The sequence below is a fragment of the Streptomyces sp. NPDC048389 genome (assembly GCF_040706335.1).
In the GTDB taxonomy this organism is placed as follows: domain Bacteria; phylum Actinomycetota; class Actinomycetes; order Streptomycetales; family Streptomycetaceae; genus Streptomyces.
Genome location: NZ_JBEZKP010000037.1, coordinates 42,653 through 62,773, shown reverse-complemented (window position 1 = coordinate 62,773; position 20,121 = coordinate 42,653). Strand labels below are relative to the sequence as shown.

The 20,121-nt window shown below is 69.1% G+C and carries 16 protein-coding genes and 2 pseudogenes; 11 read left to right on the top strand and 7 right to left on the bottom strand.

Features of this window, described 5'->3' with window-relative positions; translation table 11 throughout:
• Positions 1–23: 23 nt before the first annotated feature.
• Positions 24–191, top strand: coding sequence for a hypothetical protein (locus AB0903_RS23490; RefSeq protein ID WP_366705778.1), 168 nt, complete (start codon positions 24–26; stop codon positions 189–191).
• Between the two features lie 379 nt (positions 192–570).
• Here the strand turns inward: AB0903_RS23490 and AB0903_RS23485 are convergent.
• The 4 genes and pseudogenes from AB0903_RS23485 to AB0903_RS23470 all read right to left on the bottom strand — a co-directional run.
• Positions 571–1,241, bottom strand: a pseudogene (locus tag AB0903_RS23485) (IS3 family transposase); the annotation flags it as partial.
• Between the two features lie 68 nt (positions 1,242–1,309).
• Positions 1,310–1,951 (bottom strand): hypothetical protein, encoded by a 642-nt coding sequence (locus AB0903_RS23480; protein ID WP_366705776.1) that lies wholly within the window; start codon positions 1,949–1,951, stop codon positions 1,310–1,312.
• A complete protein-coding gene (locus AB0903_RS23475) occupies positions 1,951–2,349 on the bottom strand; it encodes a hypothetical protein (RefSeq protein WP_366705774.1) in 399 nt (132 codons plus the stop codon). Before AB0903_RS23475 ends, AB0903_RS23480 begins: the two co-directional genes overlap by 1 nt.
• Positions 2,350–3,036: 687 nt before the next feature.
• Positions 3,037–3,527 (bottom strand): annotated as a pseudogene (locus AB0903_RS23470) (IS5 family transposase); the annotation flags it as partial.
• Positions 3,528–3,717: 190 nt separating this feature from the next.
• On the opposite strand from AB0903_RS23470, the gene AB0903_RS23465 reads away from it, so the two are divergent.
• The gene (locus AB0903_RS23465) at positions 3,718–3,996 is read left to right on the top strand and encodes a hypothetical protein (RefSeq protein WP_366705772.1); all 279 of its coding nucleotides are present in this window, start codon (positions 3,718–3,720) and stop codon (positions 3,994–3,996) included.
• Positions 3,997–4,308: 312 nt separating this feature from the next.
• On the opposite strand, the gene AB0903_RS23460 is transcribed toward AB0903_RS23465, so the two are convergent.
• A complete protein-coding gene (locus AB0903_RS23460) occupies positions 4,309–5,334 on the bottom strand; it encodes a LacI family DNA-binding transcriptional regulator (RefSeq protein WP_366705770.1) in 1,026 nt (341 codons plus the stop codon).
• Between the two features lie 441 nt (positions 5,335–5,775).
• Here AB0903_RS23460 and AB0903_RS23455 point away from each other — a divergent pair, with 441 nt between their 5' ends.
• The 3 genes from AB0903_RS23455 to AB0903_RS23445 all read left to right on the top strand — a co-directional run bounded on the left by AB0903_RS23455 (position 5,776) and on the right by AB0903_RS23445 (position 9,153).
• Positions 5,776–7,122 carry an ABC transporter substrate-binding protein gene (locus AB0903_RS23455; protein WP_366705768.1) on the top strand — a complete coding sequence of 449 codons (1,347 nt, stop codon included), beginning with the start codon at positions 5,776–5,778 and terminating at the stop codon, positions 7,120–7,122.
• A 145-nt stretch (positions 7,123–7,267) separates the two neighbouring features.
• Positions 7,268–8,245, top strand: a complete 978-nt coding sequence (locus AB0903_RS23450; protein WP_366705788.1) for a sugar ABC transporter permease — start codon at positions 7,268–7,270, stop codon at positions 8,243–8,245.
• Complete coding sequence (locus tag AB0903_RS23445; RefSeq protein WP_366705766.1) at positions 8,242–9,153, top strand: carbohydrate ABC transporter permease; 912 nt, start codon at positions 8,242–8,244, stop codon at positions 9,151–9,153. The genes AB0903_RS23450 and AB0903_RS23445 overlap by 4 nt, the downstream gene beginning before the upstream one ends.
• Positions 9,154–9,211: 58 nt before the next feature.
• Here AB0903_RS23445 and AB0903_RS23440 read toward each other — a convergent pair whose 3' ends face one another.
• Complete coding sequence (locus AB0903_RS23440; RefSeq protein WP_366705764.1) at positions 9,212–10,132, bottom strand: carbohydrate kinase family protein; 921 nt, start codon at positions 10,130–10,132, stop codon at positions 9,212–9,214.
• 7 nt (positions 10,133–10,139) lie between these two features.
• Entirely contained in the window at positions 10,140–11,174 is a 1,035-nt protein-coding gene (locus AB0903_RS23435; protein ID WP_366705762.1) for a LacI family DNA-binding transcriptional regulator, read from the bottom strand.
• A 393-nt stretch (positions 11,175–11,567) separates the two neighbouring features.
• Between AB0903_RS23435 and AB0903_RS23430 the strand changes: the two genes are divergently transcribed.
• The 6 genes from AB0903_RS23430 to AB0903_RS23405 all read left to right on the top strand — a co-directional run bounded on the left by AB0903_RS23430 (position 11,568) and on the right by AB0903_RS23405 (position 20,041).
• Positions 11,568–12,842: an extracellular solute-binding protein gene (locus AB0903_RS23430; protein ID WP_366705760.1), complete on the top strand. Its 1,275-nt coding sequence runs from the start codon at positions 11,568–11,570 to the stop codon at positions 12,840–12,842.
• Positions 12,843–12,861: 19 nt separating this feature from the next.
• A complete protein-coding gene (locus AB0903_RS23425; RefSeq protein ID WP_366705758.1) occupies positions 12,862–13,872 on the top strand; it encodes a sugar ABC transporter permease in 1,011 nt (336 codons plus the stop codon).
• On the top strand, positions 13,869–14,744 hold the full coding sequence (locus tag AB0903_RS23420) for a carbohydrate ABC transporter permease (RefSeq protein ID WP_366705756.1): 876 nt from the start codon (positions 13,869–13,871) through the stop codon (positions 14,742–14,744). Before AB0903_RS23425 ends, AB0903_RS23420 begins: the two co-directional genes overlap by 4 nt.
• A gap of 83 nt (positions 14,745–14,827) precedes the next feature.
• The gene (locus tag AB0903_RS23415) at positions 14,828–16,477 is read left to right on the top strand and encodes an alpha-amylase family glycosyl hydrolase (protein WP_366705754.1); all 1,650 of its coding nucleotides are present in this window, start codon (positions 14,828–14,830) and stop codon (positions 16,475–16,477) included.
• Positions 16,465–17,553: a LacI family DNA-binding transcriptional regulator gene (locus tag AB0903_RS23410; protein WP_366705752.1), complete on the top strand. Its 1,089-nt coding sequence runs from the start codon at positions 16,465–16,467 to the stop codon at positions 17,551–17,553. The genes AB0903_RS23415 and AB0903_RS23410 overlap by 13 nt, the downstream gene beginning before the upstream one ends.
• A 790-nt stretch (positions 17,554–18,343) precedes the next feature.
• Entirely contained in the window at positions 18,344–20,041 is a 1,698-nt protein-coding gene (locus tag AB0903_RS23405; protein ID WP_366705750.1) for a carbohydrate-binding module family 20 domain-containing protein, read from the top strand.
• The last annotated feature ends 80 nt before the right edge of the window (positions 20,042–20,121 follow it).

Genomic DNA, 20,121 nt, shown 5'->3' with positions numbered 1-20,121 from the left:
ACAACACGACAAGGAGTGAACGGATGCCAGGAAGACGCTTCTGGGGCCTCATCGTCCTGAGCGTGACCGTCGTCTTCTGCACCATCGGCTACGTTCTCAACGACTACAGCCCAAGCGGCCCCTGGGGCCTTGCAGGGCTGATCTGCGGCCTGCTCACGGTTCTCGTGATCAGCAGACTCCAGAAGAAGTAGAGAAGCCACGGTACGGCCACCCGGATTTCCCGGGTGGCCGTACCGCATTTGGAGTGAGATCCCTGGGAAGCCGACGGTCGCATGACGAGCCGTGTCGCCGACGCCTACGCGGTCGGACGCCCCATCATCGAGCAGACCCGCTCCGACAACCAGCCTTACGCCGCCAGATAGACCATGCCCGCCGGGTGCCGTGGCTCCTTGCGAAACCGCTCAGGACCGTCGAGCAGGACCGCCCCCGGCGCAACCACCACAGCGGCGAGACCGCGGCATACCTGGCTGGCCGATACGGCCCGTCACTGGTGGGGCAGCGCGTCAGGCGGACCGCCCGCTTGGCCACGGCGATCAGCCACAGGGCCACGGTGAGCAGGCTGGAGGCCGCGACGAAGGCGACGTAGACCACTCCGCCCCAGGTGGCCACGTGCGTGAAATCCGCGACCCAGCAGCGATTCGGCGCGTCGGCGACGAAATCGCGGTCCACCCGGTCCGGTGCCCGCTCGGCCTGCTGGTCCGCGATGGTGGTGACCACCCTCTTGCCGCGGACGGCGCCGGCGATGCCCAGCTCGCGCATCAGCCGCTCCACGGTGCAGCGGGCCACCGCGTGACCCTGCCGGTTCAACTCCCGCCAGATCTTCCGGGCCCCGTAGACACGGTAGTTGTCGGTGTGGACCTGGCGGACCAGCTCCTTGAGCTCCGTGTCCCGCACGGATGGGGCGGACGGGGCGGCCAGGCGCTTCTTGTGGGCGTAGTAGGTGGAAGGGGCGATCCTGCAGTCGTGCTCGGTGAGCGTCCTGCAGATCGGCTCGACCCCGCCGAAGCGGTCCCGGTGCTCGTCGATGAACGCTACGAGCGCGTGTGTGGCCGGTCGAGCTCGGCCGCGAAGAAACTCGCCGCCGCCTTGAGGATCTCGTTGGCCCGCTTCAGTTCAGCGTTCTCCCTCTTCAACGCCTTGAGCTGGGCGGACTCCTCCGTCGTCGTCCCCGGACGGGTCCCCGCGTCGATCTCGTGCTGCTTCACCCAGTTCCGCAGCGTCTCGCGGGAGCCGATGCCGAGCTTGTCCGTGACCGCCTGTGTCGACGTACAAGCGAACGTGGCTCTGGCAAGATTTTCGTAGCCGGAGATCACCTCGGTGACACGGTGGGCCGGTCCGCATAGCGTCGGCGGAGGTGCGCGATCAGGATGACGCGATGGCGGAGGAGTGGGACGCCGGCGCGGCCGGCCATCAGGCGCTTCTGCAGCTTGACATCGGTGATGCGGCCTTCGTTGACTCCGGAGTTGTAGAGGGTGGTGATGCCCTGAGTGACGGCATGGCGGTCTTCGCGCAGGGCTCCGGCGAGGCCGCCAAGAGGGGCCAGTCCGCTGTTCGCGAGGTCGTCGAGCCAGCCCAGGAGGGGTGTGGCGTCGCGGTTGTCGAGCATGCTGGCGAACCGGCGGACCAGGTCGTGGGTATGCCTGAGCTCAGGGCAGTGATCGAGGAGCCGGGGCAGGCGGTCGTTGATGTGTAGGCTGCGGCGGACCGAATGGGTGGTGATCCAGCGGGCGACTTCGCGTGGGGAGGGCGGTCGCTCGCGAGGCGCGTCCAGGGGCAGGCCCCGTCGTAGGGGTGCGACGGCCATTTTCACGCGCTGGTAGTGACCGAGATATCCCTTGGTCTGGAGTTCCTCGTGCAGGATCTTCGCGCTGTGCTGTCCCTCGTCCCAGCGTTGTTGCAGGTAGTCGAGGTAGGGGTCCAGAGTGGAGGGCTTGCGGGGCGGGCGGCGCATCACATCCTGCCAGGTACGGGCTCGGGCGTACTTGCGTACGGGCGGCGGTCCAGGCCGAGCTCCCGGGCCACCGAGCTGTGGCTCCGACCGGTGCGGGTCAAGGCGTGCACGGCCTCGAACAACCTTCGGGCATGCCGCCCGGCCCGAGTGTCCGCCGCGGCGTCCTCGGCAGTCTCCTCGATCGGTGCGGGACCGGCTTCGCTGACCGGGGGCAGTGCTGCGGGCAGGCAGCCGCGATGGGCGGAGGCGATGTCCTGGACACGGCGGGAGAGCCCCTGCCAGAGGTGGAAACGGTCGCTGACCTGCACTGTGTCGGGGGCGCCAGCGGTGATGCCCTGCCGGTAGGTGAGGGAGCCATCGCGGCACGCGACCTCGACACTGGGTGCTCGCGGAGCCACTGGCTGAGCTGTTCCGCGTCGCGTCCCTCCCAGAGTGTGAGCGGGAGCCGGGTGGTTGCGTCGACCAGGAGGGTGCCGTAGGTGCCGCCGTAGAGCGCGAAGTCATCCACCCCCAGCACCCGGGGTGTCTCCAGTGGCGGAAGCGGCACCCGCATCAGCTGAGACAGAACGGTGCACTGCGAGAGCGCGACGTTCAGGATCCGCAGCATCCGGGCACCGCCCCCTTCGGCCAGCACCACACCGACGGCCTCTACCAGGCGCTGCAACTGTGGGGTGCGCCGCTGGTAACGCACGGTCAGCCCCGGCACCTGCTCGGCGAAGGTCACCTTCGGACAAACCGGGTTCTCGCAGTACAAGCGGCGTACGGACAAGTCGATGCGCAGAGGCCGACCTCCCAGAATGACGTCGGCGAGGCGCCGTACATAGCGGCTGTGGCACCACTCGCTGAGGTGGCCGCATCCCGTACATCCAGCGGGAATATCGGACCTCGTGCGGGCCCGGACGGCCACAACAGCATCAGAGACATCGACAGAAAGCACCTGCACGTCAGACAACTGCGGTAGCAGGCTTGCCAGTTCAACAGAGCACAGCCACAGGCTGCCCGCCATGCGGACGGGCTGACCGTGCCACGGAGATGATCTCCGGCTACGAAAATCTTGCCAGAGCCACATTCGGTTGTACGCCGTCACCTGGCGTGATCAGCAGGGCAAGGGGTCGGCGTCCGCCTTCACCGGCGAGGTGGATCTTGGAGGTCAGGTCGCCCCGGGACCGTCCGAGTCCCTCGTCGGGGCGGTGATGCCGGGGCGTTGATCTTTTTTCGGGACACGCGGTGCTTTCCTGCGTGCCCCGGCGGCGTGCTGGTGAGCGCGACAGGAGGTCGAGTCCACGCTCACCATGCTCCGGTCGATCCGGCCTTCCGCGTCGGCGTCGGCCTGGACGGCCTTGAGGATCTTGTCCCAAGTGCCGTCCGAGGACCAGCGTCTGTGCCGTTCGTAAACGGTCTTCCACCTGCCGAAACGCGAGGGAAGGTCCCGCCACGGGACCCCCATGCGCTCACGGAAGAGGATCCCGTTGATCACCTTGCGGTGGCCGGCCCACCTCCCGCCGCGTTGCCCGGTCCCGGGCAGATGCGGCTTCAAGCGGGACCACTCCGCGTTCGTCAGATCGCCACGTCCCATGACCAACTACACGGCCACGAGCACCAGATCACCCAAAGATCCGCCGGACAGGCCCTAGCCGCATCCCTGGTTCGGCGTAGCAGATTCCGTTCCGATCACGGCTCAGCCCTCGTTGCATACCTCTTCCCTCCCCGCACGGGCACCCCATACGGTGAGGGACAGCGACATTAGGGGGTATTTGGTGACAGGCATGGACCAGCTGAAGGTCCTGTTCGAGGAGATCGGCAACTATCAACGCGCCATCGACGGGGGACGGCCGTTCGTCGAGGTCAGATCCGACATGTACAACCGCCTTTTGGAGGCGAGCATTCTCCTGCCGCCCGGGAACGGACACATCTGGGACGACTTCCGTATGTGGGTGATGCAGGAGTGGGCAGCCGCGTACCAGCGTGCGGGCGACGCCGAGGCGGAACCATGGCGGGAGTTCTTGAAGGAGATCGGCGAGATTCTGGAGAAGTCCCCGGAGTAGCCGCTGTCACGCACGAATCTGGAGGGGTTATGGGCAGATCGAACGAGTTGAAGTGCAAGAGGTGCGGGGTGCACCACACCGGCACGTGGAGCAAGGACTACTGCCCGGAATGCGCGAAGAAGCGGGGGCAGACAGAACCGGACCTCGACGATTAGAGCGGGTCTCACCCGCCCGGGGTCCGCAACGCCGAGGTCGGATGGAACCTTCGCTCTCAGCCGATGGGCGCGTTCGCAGAGTGTCCCGCCCCTAGGCGTGCCGCCGCTTGTTTTCCGGTGCTCCAGTGGACGCCGAAGCGGGCGCGGGGCGCCCCGGTCAGGCGGTGTCGCGGCGCACCAGTTCCGTGCGGAGCACCACGTTCCGCCAGGCCGCGCCGGGGGCGGCCATCTGGTCGACGAGCACCCCGGCCATGGTGCGGCCCATCTCCTCCACGGGCTGGCGGACCGTGGTCAGCTGCGGATCGGTGTGCTGCGCGAGCGGCGAGTCGTCGAAGCCGATGACGGCCACGTCATCGGGCACCGCGCGGCCCGCGGCGCGCAGCGTGTGCAGCGCGCCGGCGGCCATCACGTCGGAGGCGGCGAACACGGCGTCGAGGTCCGGGTGGAGGCGCAGCAGCTCGGCCATGGCGTGGCGGCCGCTCTCCTCGGTGAAGTCGCCGTCGGCGACCCAGGTGGGGTCGAACTCCCCGTACGCGCCGCGGACCGCCTCCTCGTAGCCGCGCAGCCGGCACTGGGCGACGTACATGTCCGCCCGGCCGGTGATGGTGACGATCTTGCGGCGGCCGGCCTTGGCCAGGTGGCGCACGGCGAGCCGGGCGCCGCCGGCGTTGTCGCAGTCGACGTAGGAGACGGTCTCGTCGCCGGTGCGGCGGCCGCCCAGCACGGTAGGCATGTCCATGTCGGAAAGTTGATCGGGGAGCGGGTCGTCCCGGTGTACGGACACCAGCAGTACGCCGTCGATCCGGCGGGCCTTGGCGTACTGGAGGAACCGGTCGCGTTCACGCTCCGTGCGCACCAGGGTCAGCAGCAGCTGGAGCTCCGTGTCGGCCAGACCGATGCCGACGCCGTGGATGATCTCGGAGAAGTACGGCTCGGTGAAGAACCGCTTCTCGGTCTCCGGAATGACCAGCGCCACGGCGTCGGTGCGGCTGCCGGCGAGGGCGCGGGCGGCGTGGTTGGGGATGTACCCGAGCTCGGCGATGGCCTGTTCGACGGCGTGCCGGGTGGAGTCGCGGACCCCCGGGGACTTGTTGATCACCCGTGACACGGTGCCCCGCCCGACGCCGGCCAGGGCTGCGACCTGCTCGAGTGTGGGCTGGCCGTAGCGGCCCCGTGCTGTCATGCGTGCCTCCGGTGAGGGTGTTGCGGTGTGCGTCGATTCTCCCTGGACACCTCGGTGGCGGAGAGTTCGGGAGCGCTCCCAATACTGATCGATTCGGAGAGGCTTGTCGAGAAGCGCCTCCGGGTGGCGGTGATACAGGGGTGCGGGCGCGCCCGGCTGGGTCTGATATGGCGGTTCATACCGTTTGGCCACGCTGAAAGTGGGAGATTCTCACGCCGGTGACATCTCGGAGCAATAAAGCTCTGTTGTTCGACCTTGACAGAGGGTGTCGCCGCCGGGAAGCTTTCGAGCCAAGCAGTAGTGGGAGCGCTCCCACTATTCCCGTACGGGACTGCTGTGCACCGCTTCCTCACTTCCCCTCTGTGACCGGTCCTGCTCGCCGTCAGCCCCACTCTGTCGCTCTGGGCCCGCCACCAGCCGAAACAGTCGTAGGAGCCTCGAATGCGCATATCTTTTGGTGACGTCCCGCGCAGACGCCGCGCGGTCACCCTCACCACCGCGAGTCTGCTGTCCCTCGGTCTGCTTGTGACCGGATGCGGCGGCTCCGGGGACGAGGGGGGCAGCGACGGCTCGGGCGGAGAGATCACACTCCGCATCGGCACCTTCGGATCGTTCGGCTTCGACGACAAGACCGGCGCCAAGCTCTACGCCGAGTACGAGAAGCTGAACCCGGGCATCAAGATCGAAGAGACCAACGTCGCCGACGGCCAGAAGTACTGGGACGCTCTGAAGCTGAGGCTCTCGCAGGGCAGCGGACTCGCCGACATCCAGGCCATCGAGGTCGGCTACATCGCGGAGGCCACCGGCGAGGCGATGTCGGAGAAGTTTGTCGACCTGGGCAAGGCCGAGGGCGTCGACACCTCGGCGTTCCTCGACTGGAAGGTCAAGCAGGCCACCACCCAGGGCGGCGAGGTCGTCGCGCTGGGCACGGACATCGGCCCCATGGGCATCTGCTACCGCAAGGACCTGTTCGAGAAGGCCGGACTGCCCACCGACCGCGAGGAGGTCGGCGAGCTGTGGGCCGGCGACTGGGCCGAGTTCCTGGCGGCGGGCGAGAAGTACAAGGACGCGGCGCCGGCCGGGACCGCGTTCCACGACTCGGCGAGCGGTCTGTTCAACGCGGTCGTCTCCAGTCAGCCCGACCAGTACTCCGGTGCGGACGGGCAGCTGCGCTGGGAGAGCAGTCCCGGCGTGAAGACGGCATGGGACACCGCCGTCGAGGCCGCCCGGGGCGGACTGACCGCCAAGCTGCGGCAGTTCGACGAGAAGGGCAGCTGGAACGCGGCGTTCAAGAACTCGAAGTTCGCCACCGTCGCCTGCCCGTCGTGGATGACCGGCATCATCAAGGACCAGGCGGGACCGGCCAACAAGGGCAAGTGGGACATCGCCCAGGCGCCGGTCCCGGCGAACTGGGGCGGCTCGTTCCTCTCCGTGCCCAAGGCGGGCAAGCACACCGCCGAGGCCGCCAAGCTCGCCGCCTGGCTGACCGCGCCCGAGCAGCAGGCCAAGGTGTTCGCCGTCAACGGCAACATCCCCTCGACCACCGAGGGACTGAAGTCCGAGACCGTCCAGAACGCCCAGCCGGAGTACTTCCCCGGAGTACCGGTCGGCAAGATCTACTCCGAGGCCGCGCAGCAGATCGAGCCGGCCCCGATCGGCCGCTGGGACGGCCAGGTGAAGACCTTCCTGACCGACAACGGGATCCTCGACATCGAGACCCGCGGCACCTCGCCGGAGGATGCCTGGAACAACGTGAAGAAGCTGGTCGAGGACAAGATCGACCAGTAGCCGCCGCCCTCCGCCGGCTGCCTGTGCGGCAGCCGGCGGGCTCCTTCGCGGGTGCCCTGCGGGCACCCGCCCGTACGTCCGTCACCACTCACCAGGGAAAGGGCGCCTGATGGCCACCTCCCTCCGGCCCGACCAGGGCGCCGACATGCTCGCCGGCGCCTCCGGCCGCCCACCGAAGGCCCCGCGGCACCGGGATCCGTCCGGCTGGCGCAGCCGCCTCTACCGCCTCGACCTCAAGGCGACCCCGTACGTCTATGTGGCGCCGTTCTTCCTCGTGTTCGCCGCCTTCGGTCTCTTTCCGCTGCTGTACACCGGCTGGCTGTCCCTGCAGAAGGTCGAGCTCGGCGGCACGGCAGAGTGGCGCGGCCTGGAGAACTACACCAAGCTCTGGGACAGCGACTTCTTCTGGAACGCCCTGGCGAACACGTTCACCATCGGCGTCATCTCCACCGTGCCGCAGCTGCTGATGGCGCTCGGTCTGGCCCATCTGCTCAACTACCGCATCCGCGGCCGCGGCTTCTACCGGGTCGCCGTCCTCGCCCCCTACGCGACCTCCATCGCCGCGGCCGCGCTGGTCTTCGCCCAGCTGTTCAACACCGACTACGGGCTGATCAACCAGTTGCTCGGCTACGTCGGCATCGACGCGGTCAACTGGGAGACCGAGAAGTGGCCCGCCCAGATCGCCATCTCCACGATCATCACCTGGCGGTGGACCGGCTACAACGCGCTGATCTACCTGGCCGCGATGCAGGCGGTGCCGAACGATCTCTACGAGGCGGCGGCCCTCGACGGGGCGTCCCGCTTCCGGCAGTTCATCAGCATCACCATCCCGTCGATCAAGCCGACGATCCTGTTCACCATCGTCGTCTCCACCATCGGCGCCACCCAGCTCTTCGGCGAGCCGCTGATCTTCGGCGGCAGCCTGGGCATCGGCGGCGGCAGCGGCAACCAGTACCAGACGCTGAGCCTGCTGATGTACGAGAAGGGCTGGATCACCGGTGCGCTCGGCCAGGCGTCCGCGATCGCCTGGGTGATGCTGCTCCTGCTGCTGGCCATCGGCCTCGTACAGCGCCTGCTCAGCCGGTCGAGCGCCCAGAAGAAGAACGGAGCGGCACGCTCATGAGTCATGTGCTGGACAAGACCGCGGCGCCCACCCAGGCCGGACCGGCGAAGGAGCGCCGCCGGCGGCTGGGCCAGAAGGCCGGGCGGCAGCACCACGGCGGCCCGCTCACCTACGTGCTGCTGGTGTTCGCCGCGGTGATCTCGCTCTTCCCGCTGTACTGGAACCTGGTCGCGGCCTCCCACACCGGTGAACGCGTCGTCCAGGCCCCCAGCCCGCTGCTGCCGGGCAATCGGCTGTTCGAGAACCTCTCCATCGCCTGGAACCAGGTGGACATGGGGGAGGCGCTGATCAACACGACCATCGTCGCGGGCGCGGTGGCCACGAGCACCGTGCTGTTCGCGACGCTTGCCGGTTTCGCCTTCGCCAAGCTGCGGTTCAAGGGGCGCAATGTGCTCCTGGCGATCGTGGTGGCGACGATGACGGTGCCTCCGCAGCTCAGCGTCATCCCGCTGTATCAGCTGATCACCGAGCTCGGCTGGGTCAACCAGCTGCAGTCGGTGATCCTGCCCGGCCTGGTCGCCGCCTTCGGTGTGTTCTTCATGCGGCAGTACCTCCTGGAGGCGCTGCCGGTCGAGCTCATCGAGGCGGCCCGGATGGACGGTGCCCACAGTCTGCGCATCATCTGGCACGTGGTCTTCCCCGTGGCCCGGCCGGCGATGGCGGTCCTCGGCATGCTGATCTTCGTCCAGGCGTGGAACGACTTCTTCTGGCCGTTCATCGCGCTCACCCCGGACGGCTCGCCCACCCTCCAGGTGGCGCTCGCCGGTCTCGGGTCGGGGAACCACACCGTCAACCACGCGATCGTGCTGACCGGCGCGTTCCTCGCGACCGTCCCGCTGCTCGTGGTCTTCGCCGTCCTCGGCAAGCACATCGTCGGCGGCATCACCTCGGGCGCGGTCAAGAGCTGACACGCAGGGGAGCCGGGGCTCGCGGGGCGCGTGGGGCGCCCTGCGGGCCCCGGCGCATTCACTCCTCGCACGCCGCCCGCGCGCAGGCGGCGCGCAGTGCCGGCAGGCCGATGAACTCGGTGTGGGTGCCGGGGGCGCCGCAGACGAAGGCGCCCGCCACCGAGCCCGCGAGCACGCACTCCTCCACCTCCCGGCCCTCGAACAGCGCGTGCAGGAACGCGGTGACGAACGCGTCCCCGGCGCCGTTGGTGTCGACGACGGGGCGCTCGGGGCGTACGGCCGGGAAGTGCCGCGCCTTCGCGTCGCCGCGCACCAGCAGATGGCAGCCCGCGGCGCCGGCCGTCGCCACGACGAGCCGTGCCCGCCCCTCGTCGAGGACGCGGTGCATGACCTCGTCGATCCGGTCGCCGAGGGCCGCGGCGCTCAGGAAGACGTAGTCGGACGCGAGGGCGTAGTGCCGGTGGTGCGGATCGCGGCCGTCCCAGTCGTGGAGATCGGTGGAGCTGGTGACGCCGAGCCGGTGGACGTCCTCGTACATGTCGCGGTTGTGGCCGACGATCGAGAGATGGACGTGCCGGGAGCGCTCCAGGAACGGCAGGTAGAACGAGCGGGGCAGCCGCAGGTCCGCCGGATGACGCCCGTCGTAGAAGGAGAAGCGGCGGCCTTCGCGGTCGACCAGGTTGATGCCGCGCGGTGTGCCGTGCGGGGAGAGCACATGGCTGAAGTCGAGGCCCCGCTCCGCGTACGCGGCGAGTACCGTCCGGCCCTGGACGTCGTCGCCGAGGAAGTCGATGAACTTGGTGGCGAGGCCCAGTGTGTGCCAGCCCAGCGCCACCCCGTTGCCGGTGTGCCCCACGTAGTCGTGCACCGGGGGCACGAACAGCGAGTCGCCCGGCGGTACCTCCAGGGCGTCGACGCGGACGATGGTGTCCACGCCGGTGCCGCCGACGACCAGTACGTCGTAGGGCCGTTCGTTCACCTGGGTCTCAGTCCCGGGCCGCGGCCCGCTTCGTGGCGGACGCGGTCGAACCCCGTACCACCAGCTCCGGCATGAAGACGAACTCGCTGTGCGGGGCCGGCGTGCCCCCTATCTCCTCCAGCAGCGCACGCACCGACGCCTGTCCCATCGCCTGGACGGGCTGGCGGATGGTGGTGAGCGGCGGATCGGTGAACGCTATGAGCGGGGAGTCGTCGAAGCCGACCACGGAGATGTCCCGGGGCACATGGAGCCCTTGCTGCCGCGCCGCCCGGATGGCGCCGAGCGCCATCATGTCGCTGGCGCAGGCGATCGCGGTGCACTCCTTGGCGATCAGCGCGGCCGCGGCGGCCTGGCCGCCCTCCAGGGTGTAGAGGGAGTGCTGGATCAGTTCCTGCGACTCCTCGGGCGACAGCCCGAGCCGTTCCTCCATGGCGAGCTGGAAGCCCTCGATCTTGCGCAGGACCGGTACGAACCGCCGGGGGCCGAGCGCGAGGCCGATCCGGGTGTGCCCGAGGGAGGCGAGGTGGGTCACCGCCAGCTGCATCGCGGCCCGGTCGTCGGGGGAGACGAACGGGGCCTGGACCTTGGGCGAGAAGCCGTTGACCAGGACGTACGGCACGCCCTTGGCGCGCAGTCGGTCGTAGCGGTCCATGTCGGCGGTGGTGTCGGCGTGCAGGCCGGAGACGAAGATGATCCCGGAGACGCCGCGGTCCACCAGCATCTCGGTGAGTTCGTCCTCCGTGGACCCGCCGGGGGTCTGGGTGGCGAGCACCGGTGTGTACCCCTGCCGGGTCAGGGCCTGGCCGATGACCTGGGCGAGGGCGGGGAAGATCGGGTTGTCCAGCTCGGGGGTTATCAGTCCCACGAGGCCGGCGCTGCGCTGCCGCAGCCGGACCGGCCGTTCGTAGCCGAGCACGTCGAGCGCGGCAAGGACGGATTCGCGGGTGGCCGCGGCCACGCCGGGCTTGCCGTTGAGCACACGGCTGACTGTGGCTTCACTGACCCCCGCCTGGGCTGCGATGTCGGCGAGCCGCGCGGTCATGCAAGTGGACTGTACCGGGCGGGCGCCGGATTGCCCACCAGGGGTGGGAATCGGCAGGTTCACAGCGCCATGCCGCGCCCGGCCCTTCCGGGGCCTGCCGTGGAGCATGAAGCGTGTCACATCGCTGCAAAGCCTTGCGGAGCGCTTGCGAAGGCGCCCGTCCGGGACGCACCCTGGGCACGGTCCGCTCCCGGCGCGGGTGTCAAGCGATCCTTCGGCAACTCTCCGGACACGCGGATGTAACGATCACCGGTCCTTGCAGAAATTTGCCGCAAGGTCTTTCCGATGGTTTTCAGCCCTGTTACGTTCCTGGCAACCCGGCACCGCGAGGGAGCGGACGGCGGGAGGCAGGTCTTCGCCTCCGCCCTTCCGGGATCAGTTGAAGGAGTTCACATGCGGCGTGGCATAGCGGCCATCGCTCTGGTCTCGGCACTGGCCGTGTCGGCGACGGCGTGCGGTGGGGACGACGGCGGCGATACCGGCAACAAGAGCTCGGGCGAGCTCAGCGGCACGGTCACCTGGTGGGACACCTCCACGGTCGGCAGTGAGGACAAGGTCTTCAAGAAGATCGCCGAGGACTTCACCAAGCTGCACCCGAAGGTCACCGTCAAGTACGTCAACGTGCCGTTCGGTGAGGCGCAGAACAAGTTCAAGAACGCCGCGCAGTCCGGCTCCGGAGCCCCCGACGTCATCCGCTCCGAGGTCGCCTGGACCCCCGAGTTCGCCGACCTCGGCTACCTCGCGCCGCTGGACGGCACCGCCGCACTGAAGGACGAGGACGACTTCCTCAAGCAGGCCGCGGCCTCCACCGAGTACAACGGCAAGACCTACGCCGTTCCGCAGGTCATCGACTCCATGGGCATCTTCTACAACAAGAAGATCTTCAAGGAGGCCGGCGTCGAGGTCCCCAAGACCATCGACGAGCTGAAGGCCGTCTCCGCCACGATCAAGGACAAGACCGGCAGGACCGGCCTCTACCTCCGTGGTGACGACGCCTACTGGTTCCTCTCCTTCCTCTATGGCGAGGGCGGTGACCTGGTCGACGCCGAGAACAAGAAGATCACCGTCGGTGACGAGGCCGGCGTCAAGGCCATGAAGACCGTCAAGGACCTGGTCGACTCCAAGGCCGCGATCACCGACGCGACCAACGGCTGGGACAACATGCAGGCCGCCTTCAAGGACGGCAAGGTCGCCATGATCATCAACGGCCCGTGGGCCGTCTCCGACACCTACACCGGCAAGGAGTTCGCCGACAAGGCGAACCTGGGCATCGCCCCGGTCCCGGCCGGCTCGGCCGGCCAGGGCGCCCCGCAGGGCGGCCACAACCTCGCCGTCTACGCGGGCTCCAAGAACCTGGACGCCTCGTACGCCTTCACCGAGTACATGACCTCCGCCGAGAACCAGGCCAAGGTCGCCAAGGAGCTGAGCCTGCTCCCGACCCGCAACTCGGTCTACTCGCAGCCGGGCGTCGCCAGCAACGAGATCGTGAACTTCTTCCGCCCGGTCGTCGACAAGGCCGTCGAGCGCCCGTGGATCCCGGAGACCGGCAGCCTCTTCGCCCCGCTGGTGACCGAGTACACCAAGGTCCTCACCGGCCAGACCACGCCGGAAAAGGGAGCGAAGGCCACCGCCGACGAGTACCGCAAGCTCCTCAAGGACTGGAAGTAACAGGAAGGTTGGCCGGCTGATGGCTGTGGACACCAGCAGCCAGTCGGTGGCGAAGGCCGCGGGCGATGTCGCCCGCGGCCCGAGCCGCGGTACTGGCAAGCGCGAGGGCAGGCTCCGGCGCTCCCTCTCCACGCACTGGTACGCGTGGGCGATGGTCGCTCCGGTGACGGTCGTGATCTCAGTGATCATCGGATATCCGCTGGTCCGCGGTATCTACCTGTCCCTGACGGATGCGACGGAGCGCAACGTCGCGCGGACCATCGGCGTCAACGAGATCCCCGCGACCTACGAGTTCGTGGGCCTGGACAACTACAAGGAGGCGTTGTCCAGCGCGCAGTTCTTCGACGCCCTGGGCTGGACGCTGGTGTGGACGGTGGCCTGCGTCTCGGTCACCTTCGTCCTCGGCATGGCGCTGGCCAACATCCTCAACCGCCGGATCGCCGGCCGTTCCTTCTACCGGATGCTGCTGATCCTGCCGTGGGCGGTACCGGGCTTCGTGTCGGTCTTCGCCTGGCGCTTCCTCTACGACGAGCGCCGCGGACTGCTCAACAGCATCCTCGCGGGCGGCGGCATCGACGCGGTGCCGTGGCTCAACGACCCCGAGATGGCCAAGGTCGCGGTGATCGCCGTGAACGTGTGGCTCGGTGTGCCGTTCATGATGGTCGCCCTGCTCGGCGGGTTGCAGTCGATCCCGGGCGAGCTCTACGAGGCCGCCGAGATGGACGGTGCCGGCCCCTGGCAGCGGTTCCGCAACATCACGCTCCCGGGTCTGCGCTCGGTCAGTACCACCGTGGTTCTGCTGAGCACGATCTGGACCTTCAACATGTTCCCGGTGATCTTCCTGCTCACCCGGGGCGGACCGGGCGAGGCGACCCAGATCCTGGTGACGCAGGCGTACAAGTTCTCCTTCGAGATCAGCCCGCGCGACTTCGCCCAGTCGTCCACCTGGGGCGTACTGATCCTGGTCCTCCTGATGGTCTTCGCCGCGGTCTACCGGCGAGTCCTCCGCAAGCAGGGAGAAGTCTGGTGACCACCGCCGTGACCCCCACATCCCGCCGCCGGACCAAGGTCCGCCCCCGCGGCGTGCGTTCGCCGCTCGCCTCCGCCGGGCTGCACGCCACCCTGATCGTCGCCTCCGTGATCGCCGTCTTCCCGGTGCTGTGGGTGTTCCTGACCTCCCTGAAGCCCGCCAAGTACGCGAACACGACGGACTTCGTCAAGGAGACGACGCTCGACAACTACACGAACCTGCTGGAGAACACCGAGTTCCTCACCTGGTTCGGCAACTCGCTGCTGATCGCCGGCCTCACCACGCTGCTCGGTGTCTTCATCGCAGCCACCACGGGCTACGCGGTCAGCCGTTTCCGCTTCCCCGGCAAGCGCGGCCTGATGTGGACGCTGCTGATCACCCAGATGTTCCCGGTCGCCGTCCTCATCGTGCCGATCTACAACATCATGTCCGCCATCGGGCTGCTGAACAACGCGTTCGGCCTGGTCGTCACCTACCTGACCATCGCCGTCCCGTTCTGCGCGTGGATGATGAAGGGCTTCTTCGACACCATCCCGATGGAGATCGACGAGTCGGGGCAGGTGGACGGACTCACCCCGTTCGGCACCTTCTGGCGGCTGATCCTGCCGCTCGCCAAGCCCGGCATCGCGGTCACCGCGTTCTACTCGTTCATCACCGCCTGGGGCGAGGTCGCCTACGCGTCCGCCTTCATGGTCGGCGACGAGAACCTCACCCTCGCCGGCGGACTGCAGAAGTTCGTCAACCAGTACGGCGCCCAGTGGGGCCCGATGACCGCGGCCTCCGTGCTCATCGCCATTCCCGCGGGGCTCGTCTTCCTCTTCGCCCAGCGGCATCTGGTGACCGGCATGTCCGCCGGCGCCGTCAAGGGCTGAGAAGCCGTATGAAGCGGCGGCGCCGGTCCGTGCCAGACCCCCGGTCCGGCGCCGCACCCCACCCCATCACCTCCAGGGATGACATGACCCAGCACCTCGCTGCCCCCGCCGCCCCCACCTCCGGCACGCACACGGGCTGGTGGCGCGACGCGGTGATCTACCAGGTGTACCCGCGCAGCTTCGCCGACGGCAACGGCGACGGCATGGGAGATCTGGAAGGCATCCGCGGCCGGCTGCCGTACCTGCGGGACCTCGGCGTCGACGCCGTCTGGCTGAGCCCGTTCTACGCGTCCCCGCAGGCCGACGCAGGCTACGACGTGGCCGACTACCGTGCCATCGACCCCGTGTTCGGCTCGCTGCTCGACGCCGACGCGCTGATCCGCGACGCCCACGGGCTGGGCCTGCGCATCATCGTGGACCTCGTGCCCAACCACTCCTCCGACCAGCACGAGTGGTTCCAGCGCGCCCTGCGCGAAGGTCCAAGCTCGCCGCTGAGGGAGCGCTACCACTTCCGCCCCGGCAAGGGCGTGGACGGTGAACTGCCGCCCAACGACTGGGAGTCCATCTTCGGCGGGCCCGCCTGGACGCGTGCGGCGGACGGCGAGTGGTACCTCCACCTGTTCGCCCCCGAGCAGCCCGACTTCAACTGGGAGCACCCGGCCGTACGGGACGAGTTCCGCTCGATCCTGCGTTTCTGGCTCGACATGGGCGTCGACGGCTTCCGCGTCGACGTCGCCCACGGCCTCATCAAGGCCCCGGGCCTGCCCGACCTCGGCGAGCACGACCAGCTGAAGCTGCTCGGAAACGATGTCATGCCCTTCTTCGACCAGGACGGCGTCCACGAGGTCTACCGCTCCTGGCGCAAGGTCCTCGAGGAGTACGGCGACGACCGCGTCCTCGTCGCGGAGGCATGGACCCCCACCGTGGAGCGCACCGCCAACTACGTCCGGCCCGACGAGATGCACCAGGCGTTCAACTTCCAGTACCTCGGCACCCACTGGGACGCCGCGGAACTGCGCAAGGTCATCGACGACTCGCTCGCCGCCATGCGGCCCGTGGGCGCGCCCACCACCTGGGTGCTCTCCAACCACGACGTCACCCGGCACGCCACGCGGTTCGCCAACCCGGCGGGTCTCGGTACCCAGCTGCGCGAGGCCGGAGACCGCGAACTCGGCCTGCGCCGTGCCCGTGCCGCCACCCTGCTGATGCTGGCGCTGCCCGGCTCCGCCTACGTCTACCAGGGCGAGGAACTGGGCCTGCCCGACGTCACGGACCTGCCCGACGAAGTCCGCCAGGACCCCTCGTTCTGGCGGGCCAGCGGCCAGGACGGCTTCCGCGACGGCTGCCGGGTGCCGATCCCGTGGACCGTCGAGGGCTCCTCCTACGGTTTCGGCGACGGCGGCAGCTGGCTGCCGCAGCCCGACACCTGGGGCGCCCTGAGCGTCGAGGCGCAGACCGGCGACCCGGGTTCGACGCTGGAGCTGTACCGCACGGCCCTCGCCGTCCGCCGGGAGCACCCCGGGCTCGGCGCCGGTGACGCGGTCGAGTGGGTCGACGCCCCCGATGGCGTGCTCGCGTTCCGCCGCGACGGTTTCCTGTGCACCGCCAACACCACCGGCGGCACGATCCGCATCCCGCTGCCGGGGCGGACCCTGCTCGCCAACGACACGGTGATGGTCGTGGACGACATGGCAGAGGTGCCCGCCGACACCACCGTCTGGTGGGCGGTGTGACGGTTCCCCTTCCTCGGGGCGGCGACGGATCCGCCGCCCCGAGGCTCGCCGACCTGGCCCTCCAGGCCCAGGTCAGCGAAGCCACGGTCAGCCGGGTGCTCAACGGCAAGTCCGGTGTCGCGGCCGGCACCCGGCACAAGGTGCTGGCCGCCCTCGACGTGCTCGGCTACGAGCGGCCCGTGCGGCTGCGCCAGCGCAGCGCCGGACTTGTCGGCCTGATCATCCCCGAGCTGACGAACCCGATCTTCCCGGCGTTCGCCCAGGTCATCGAGCAGGTGCTGGCGGGGCACGGCTACACGCCCGTGCTGTGCACCCAGATGCCGGGCGGTTCCACGGAGGACGAGCTGGTCGAGCAGTTGGAGGAGCGCGGTGTCACGGGCATCGTGTTCCTCTCCGGGCTGCACGCCGATACGACGGCCGACCCGTCCCGCTATCTCAAACTGGCTGGCCGGGGCGTCCCGTTCGTCCTCGTCAACGGCTACAACGAGGCCGTCCAGGCGACGTTCGTGTCTCCCGACGACCGGTCCGCGGCGCGCATGGCCGTGCGGCACCTCGTCGACCTCGGTCACGAGCGCATCGGTCTGGCCATCGGGCCGACCCGCTATGTGCCCTCGCTGCGCAAGGCGGAGGGCTTCACCGAGGCGCTCGGGTCGATGCTGGGTCTGTCGGCGGACGAGGCCGGGGCCTACATCCAGCGCACGCTGTTCTCCGTCGAGGGCGGCCAGGCCGCGGCCGGCCTGCTGCTCGATCAGGGGTGTACCGGGATCGTCTGCGGCAGCGACCTGATGGCGCTCGGCGCGATCAGGGCGGTGCGGGCCCGTGGGCTCGAGGTACCCGGGGACGTGTCGGTGGTCGGCTTCGACGACTCGCCCCTGATCGCGTTCACCGACCCCCCGCTCACGACGGTGCGGCAGCCGGTGCAGGCGATGGCGACGGCGGCGGTGGACGCCCTGGTCGAGGAGATCGACGGAAACCCGGTGCAGGGGGCGCCTCCCAGCGGCAACTGGGGAAGGGCGGAGTTCGTCTTCCAGCCGGAGCTGGTGGTGCGCGGTTCGACGGGTGCGCCGCGGCGCTGAGCGTCTGCCCCGCGGTGACGGTGGCGGTGCCGCGGCGTTGAGCGTCCGCATCGAGGTGGCGGTGGCGGGGGCGGTGGCGCGGCGTTGAGCGTCTGCCCCGCGGTGCCTGCGTCTGCCCCTGTCCGCGAGACGGCGCTCCGGATGCCGGGGCCGCCCCGCCACCGGCCGGGCCGCCGCGCGGCGGGTGCACGCGGCCGGTGGACAGACGCCGCATGGGGCGAACGGCGGGCGGACGCGGCCGGTGGACGAATCGGCCGGTGCACGCGGCCGGTGCACGCAGCCGGTGAACGCGGCCGCGCCGTGCGGCTGTTCGGGAAGCCCGGGGCCTGCCCCTGGTCGGGGCGCGGCGGGGTCTGTCGGTGGCCCCGGGCCTCCAGCTCCTGGAGGTCTCGGCCGGTGTGCCGGGGCGAGTGGCCCGATTCCCGTGACCGAGTGGCTTGTTGCGGCGCTCCGGTGCTCTGCGGCCGGTGCGGTGACCGGACCGGCCGACCGGGCGCGTGGGGCCCGGCACTGACCGGGACCCCCGGCCGGCCGGGCCGGAGTCGTGGTTGAACGTAACACCGCTGCAATGACTTGCGAAAGTGTTTGCGGTCACGAAACGGCTTGTTTTCAAGGCGGTCATCGGAGTCTGCCCGGAGGGTTGACCGTCGGCCGGGCGGGGCTTACGGTCTCGTCCGCAACGAGTTTCAGACTTCTTGCAGCAAGAAATCCCCACGGCCTTGCGGGCACGGCGCGTTGCCGCACGAGGCTCCCCTCGCATCCGCACCTTCCTGTGAGCCCAGGAGGAATCATGGCCAGCAGAACCGTGGCCGCTGCCCTTGCCCTTGTGGCAGGAGCCGCTGTCGCCGTCACGGCCCCCACCGCCGCCCAAGCCGCTCCGCCCGGCGGCAAGGACGTCACCGCCGTGATGTTCGAGTGGAAGTTCGACTCGATCGCCAAGGCATGCACCGACACACTCGGCCCCGCCGGGTACGGATTCGTACAGGTCTCCCCGCCCCAGGAACACATCCAGGGCAGCCAGTGGTGGACCTCCTACCAGCCCGTCAGCTACCGGATCGCCGGACGCCTCGGCGACCGCGCCGCCTTCTCGAACATGGTGAACACCTGCCATGCGGCAGGCGTCAAGGTGCTCGCGGACTCCGTCATCAACCACATGTCGGCCGGGTCCGGAACCGGCACCGGCGGGTCCTCGTACACCAAGTACGACTACCCGGGTCTGTACTCGGCGCCGGACATGGACGACTGCACGTCGCTGATCAACAACTACCGGGACCGCGGGAACGTGCAGAACTGCGAACTCCTCGGGCTCGCGGACCTGGACACCGGCGAGGAGTACGTGCGGGACAGGATCGCCGGATACCTGGACGACCTGCTGTCCCTCGGCGTCGACGGCTTCCGCATCGACGCCTCCAAGCACATGCCGGCCGACGACCTCGCCGCCATCAAGTCCCGGCTGAGCAACCCGAACGTCCACTGGAAGCACGAGGCGATCCACGGCGCCGGCGAGGCGGTCTCGCCGAGCGAGTACCTCGGCAGCGGCGACGTCCAGGAGTTCCGCTACGGACGCGGCCTCAAGCAGGTGTTCCACAACGAGAACCTCGCCCACCTGAAGAACTTCGGCGAGGGCTGGGGCTTCATGGAGTCCGGGAAGTCCGCCGTCTTCGTCACCAACCACGACACCGAGCGCGTCGGGGACACCCTCACCTACAAGGACGGCGCCGCCCACACCCTGGCGCACGTCTTCATGCTGGCCTGGCCGTACGGCTCGCCCGACGTCCACTCCGGCTACGAGTTCTCGGACCACGACGCCGGCCCGCCGAACGGAGGCCGGGTGAACGCCTGCTACAGCGACGGCTGGAAGTGCCAGCACGCCTGGCGGGAGATCTCCTCCATGGTCGCCTTCCGCAACACCACACGGGGCACCGGTGTCACCGACTGGTGGGACAACGGCGGGGACGCGATCGCCTTCGGCCGCGGCGACAAGGGTTACGTGGCCATCAACCACGAGGGCTCCGCGCTGACCCGCACCTTCCAGACCTCGCTGCCGTCCGGCACGTACTGCGACGTGCAGAGCGGCAAGGCCGTAACGGTGAACGGGTCCGGCCGGTTCACCGCCACGCTGGATGCCGGCACCGCCGTCGCACTGCACGCCGGTGCCCGCGACTGCGGCGGCAGCACCGACCCCGACCCGGTGCGCACGGGCGCGTCCTTCGCCGTCGACGCCACCACCGTCATGGGCCAGAACATCTACGTCACCGGCAACCGTCCCGAGCTCGGGAACTGGAGCCCCGGCAGCGCCCTCAAGCTGGACCCGGCGAGCTACCCCGTGTGGAAGCTCGACGTGAACCTGCCCGCCGGCACGTCCTTCGAGTACAAGTACATCCGCAAGGACGAAGGCGGCAACGTCGCCTGGGAGAGCGGCGCCAACCGCACCGCCACCGTGCCGTCCTCCGGCATGGTCACGCTGAACGACACCTGGCGCGACTGACCCCGGCCCCTCGTGCCGCCCCGCGCCCCTTCCCGGGCGCGGGGCGGCGCACTCGCACCGCAACCACCCTCATCCAGGAG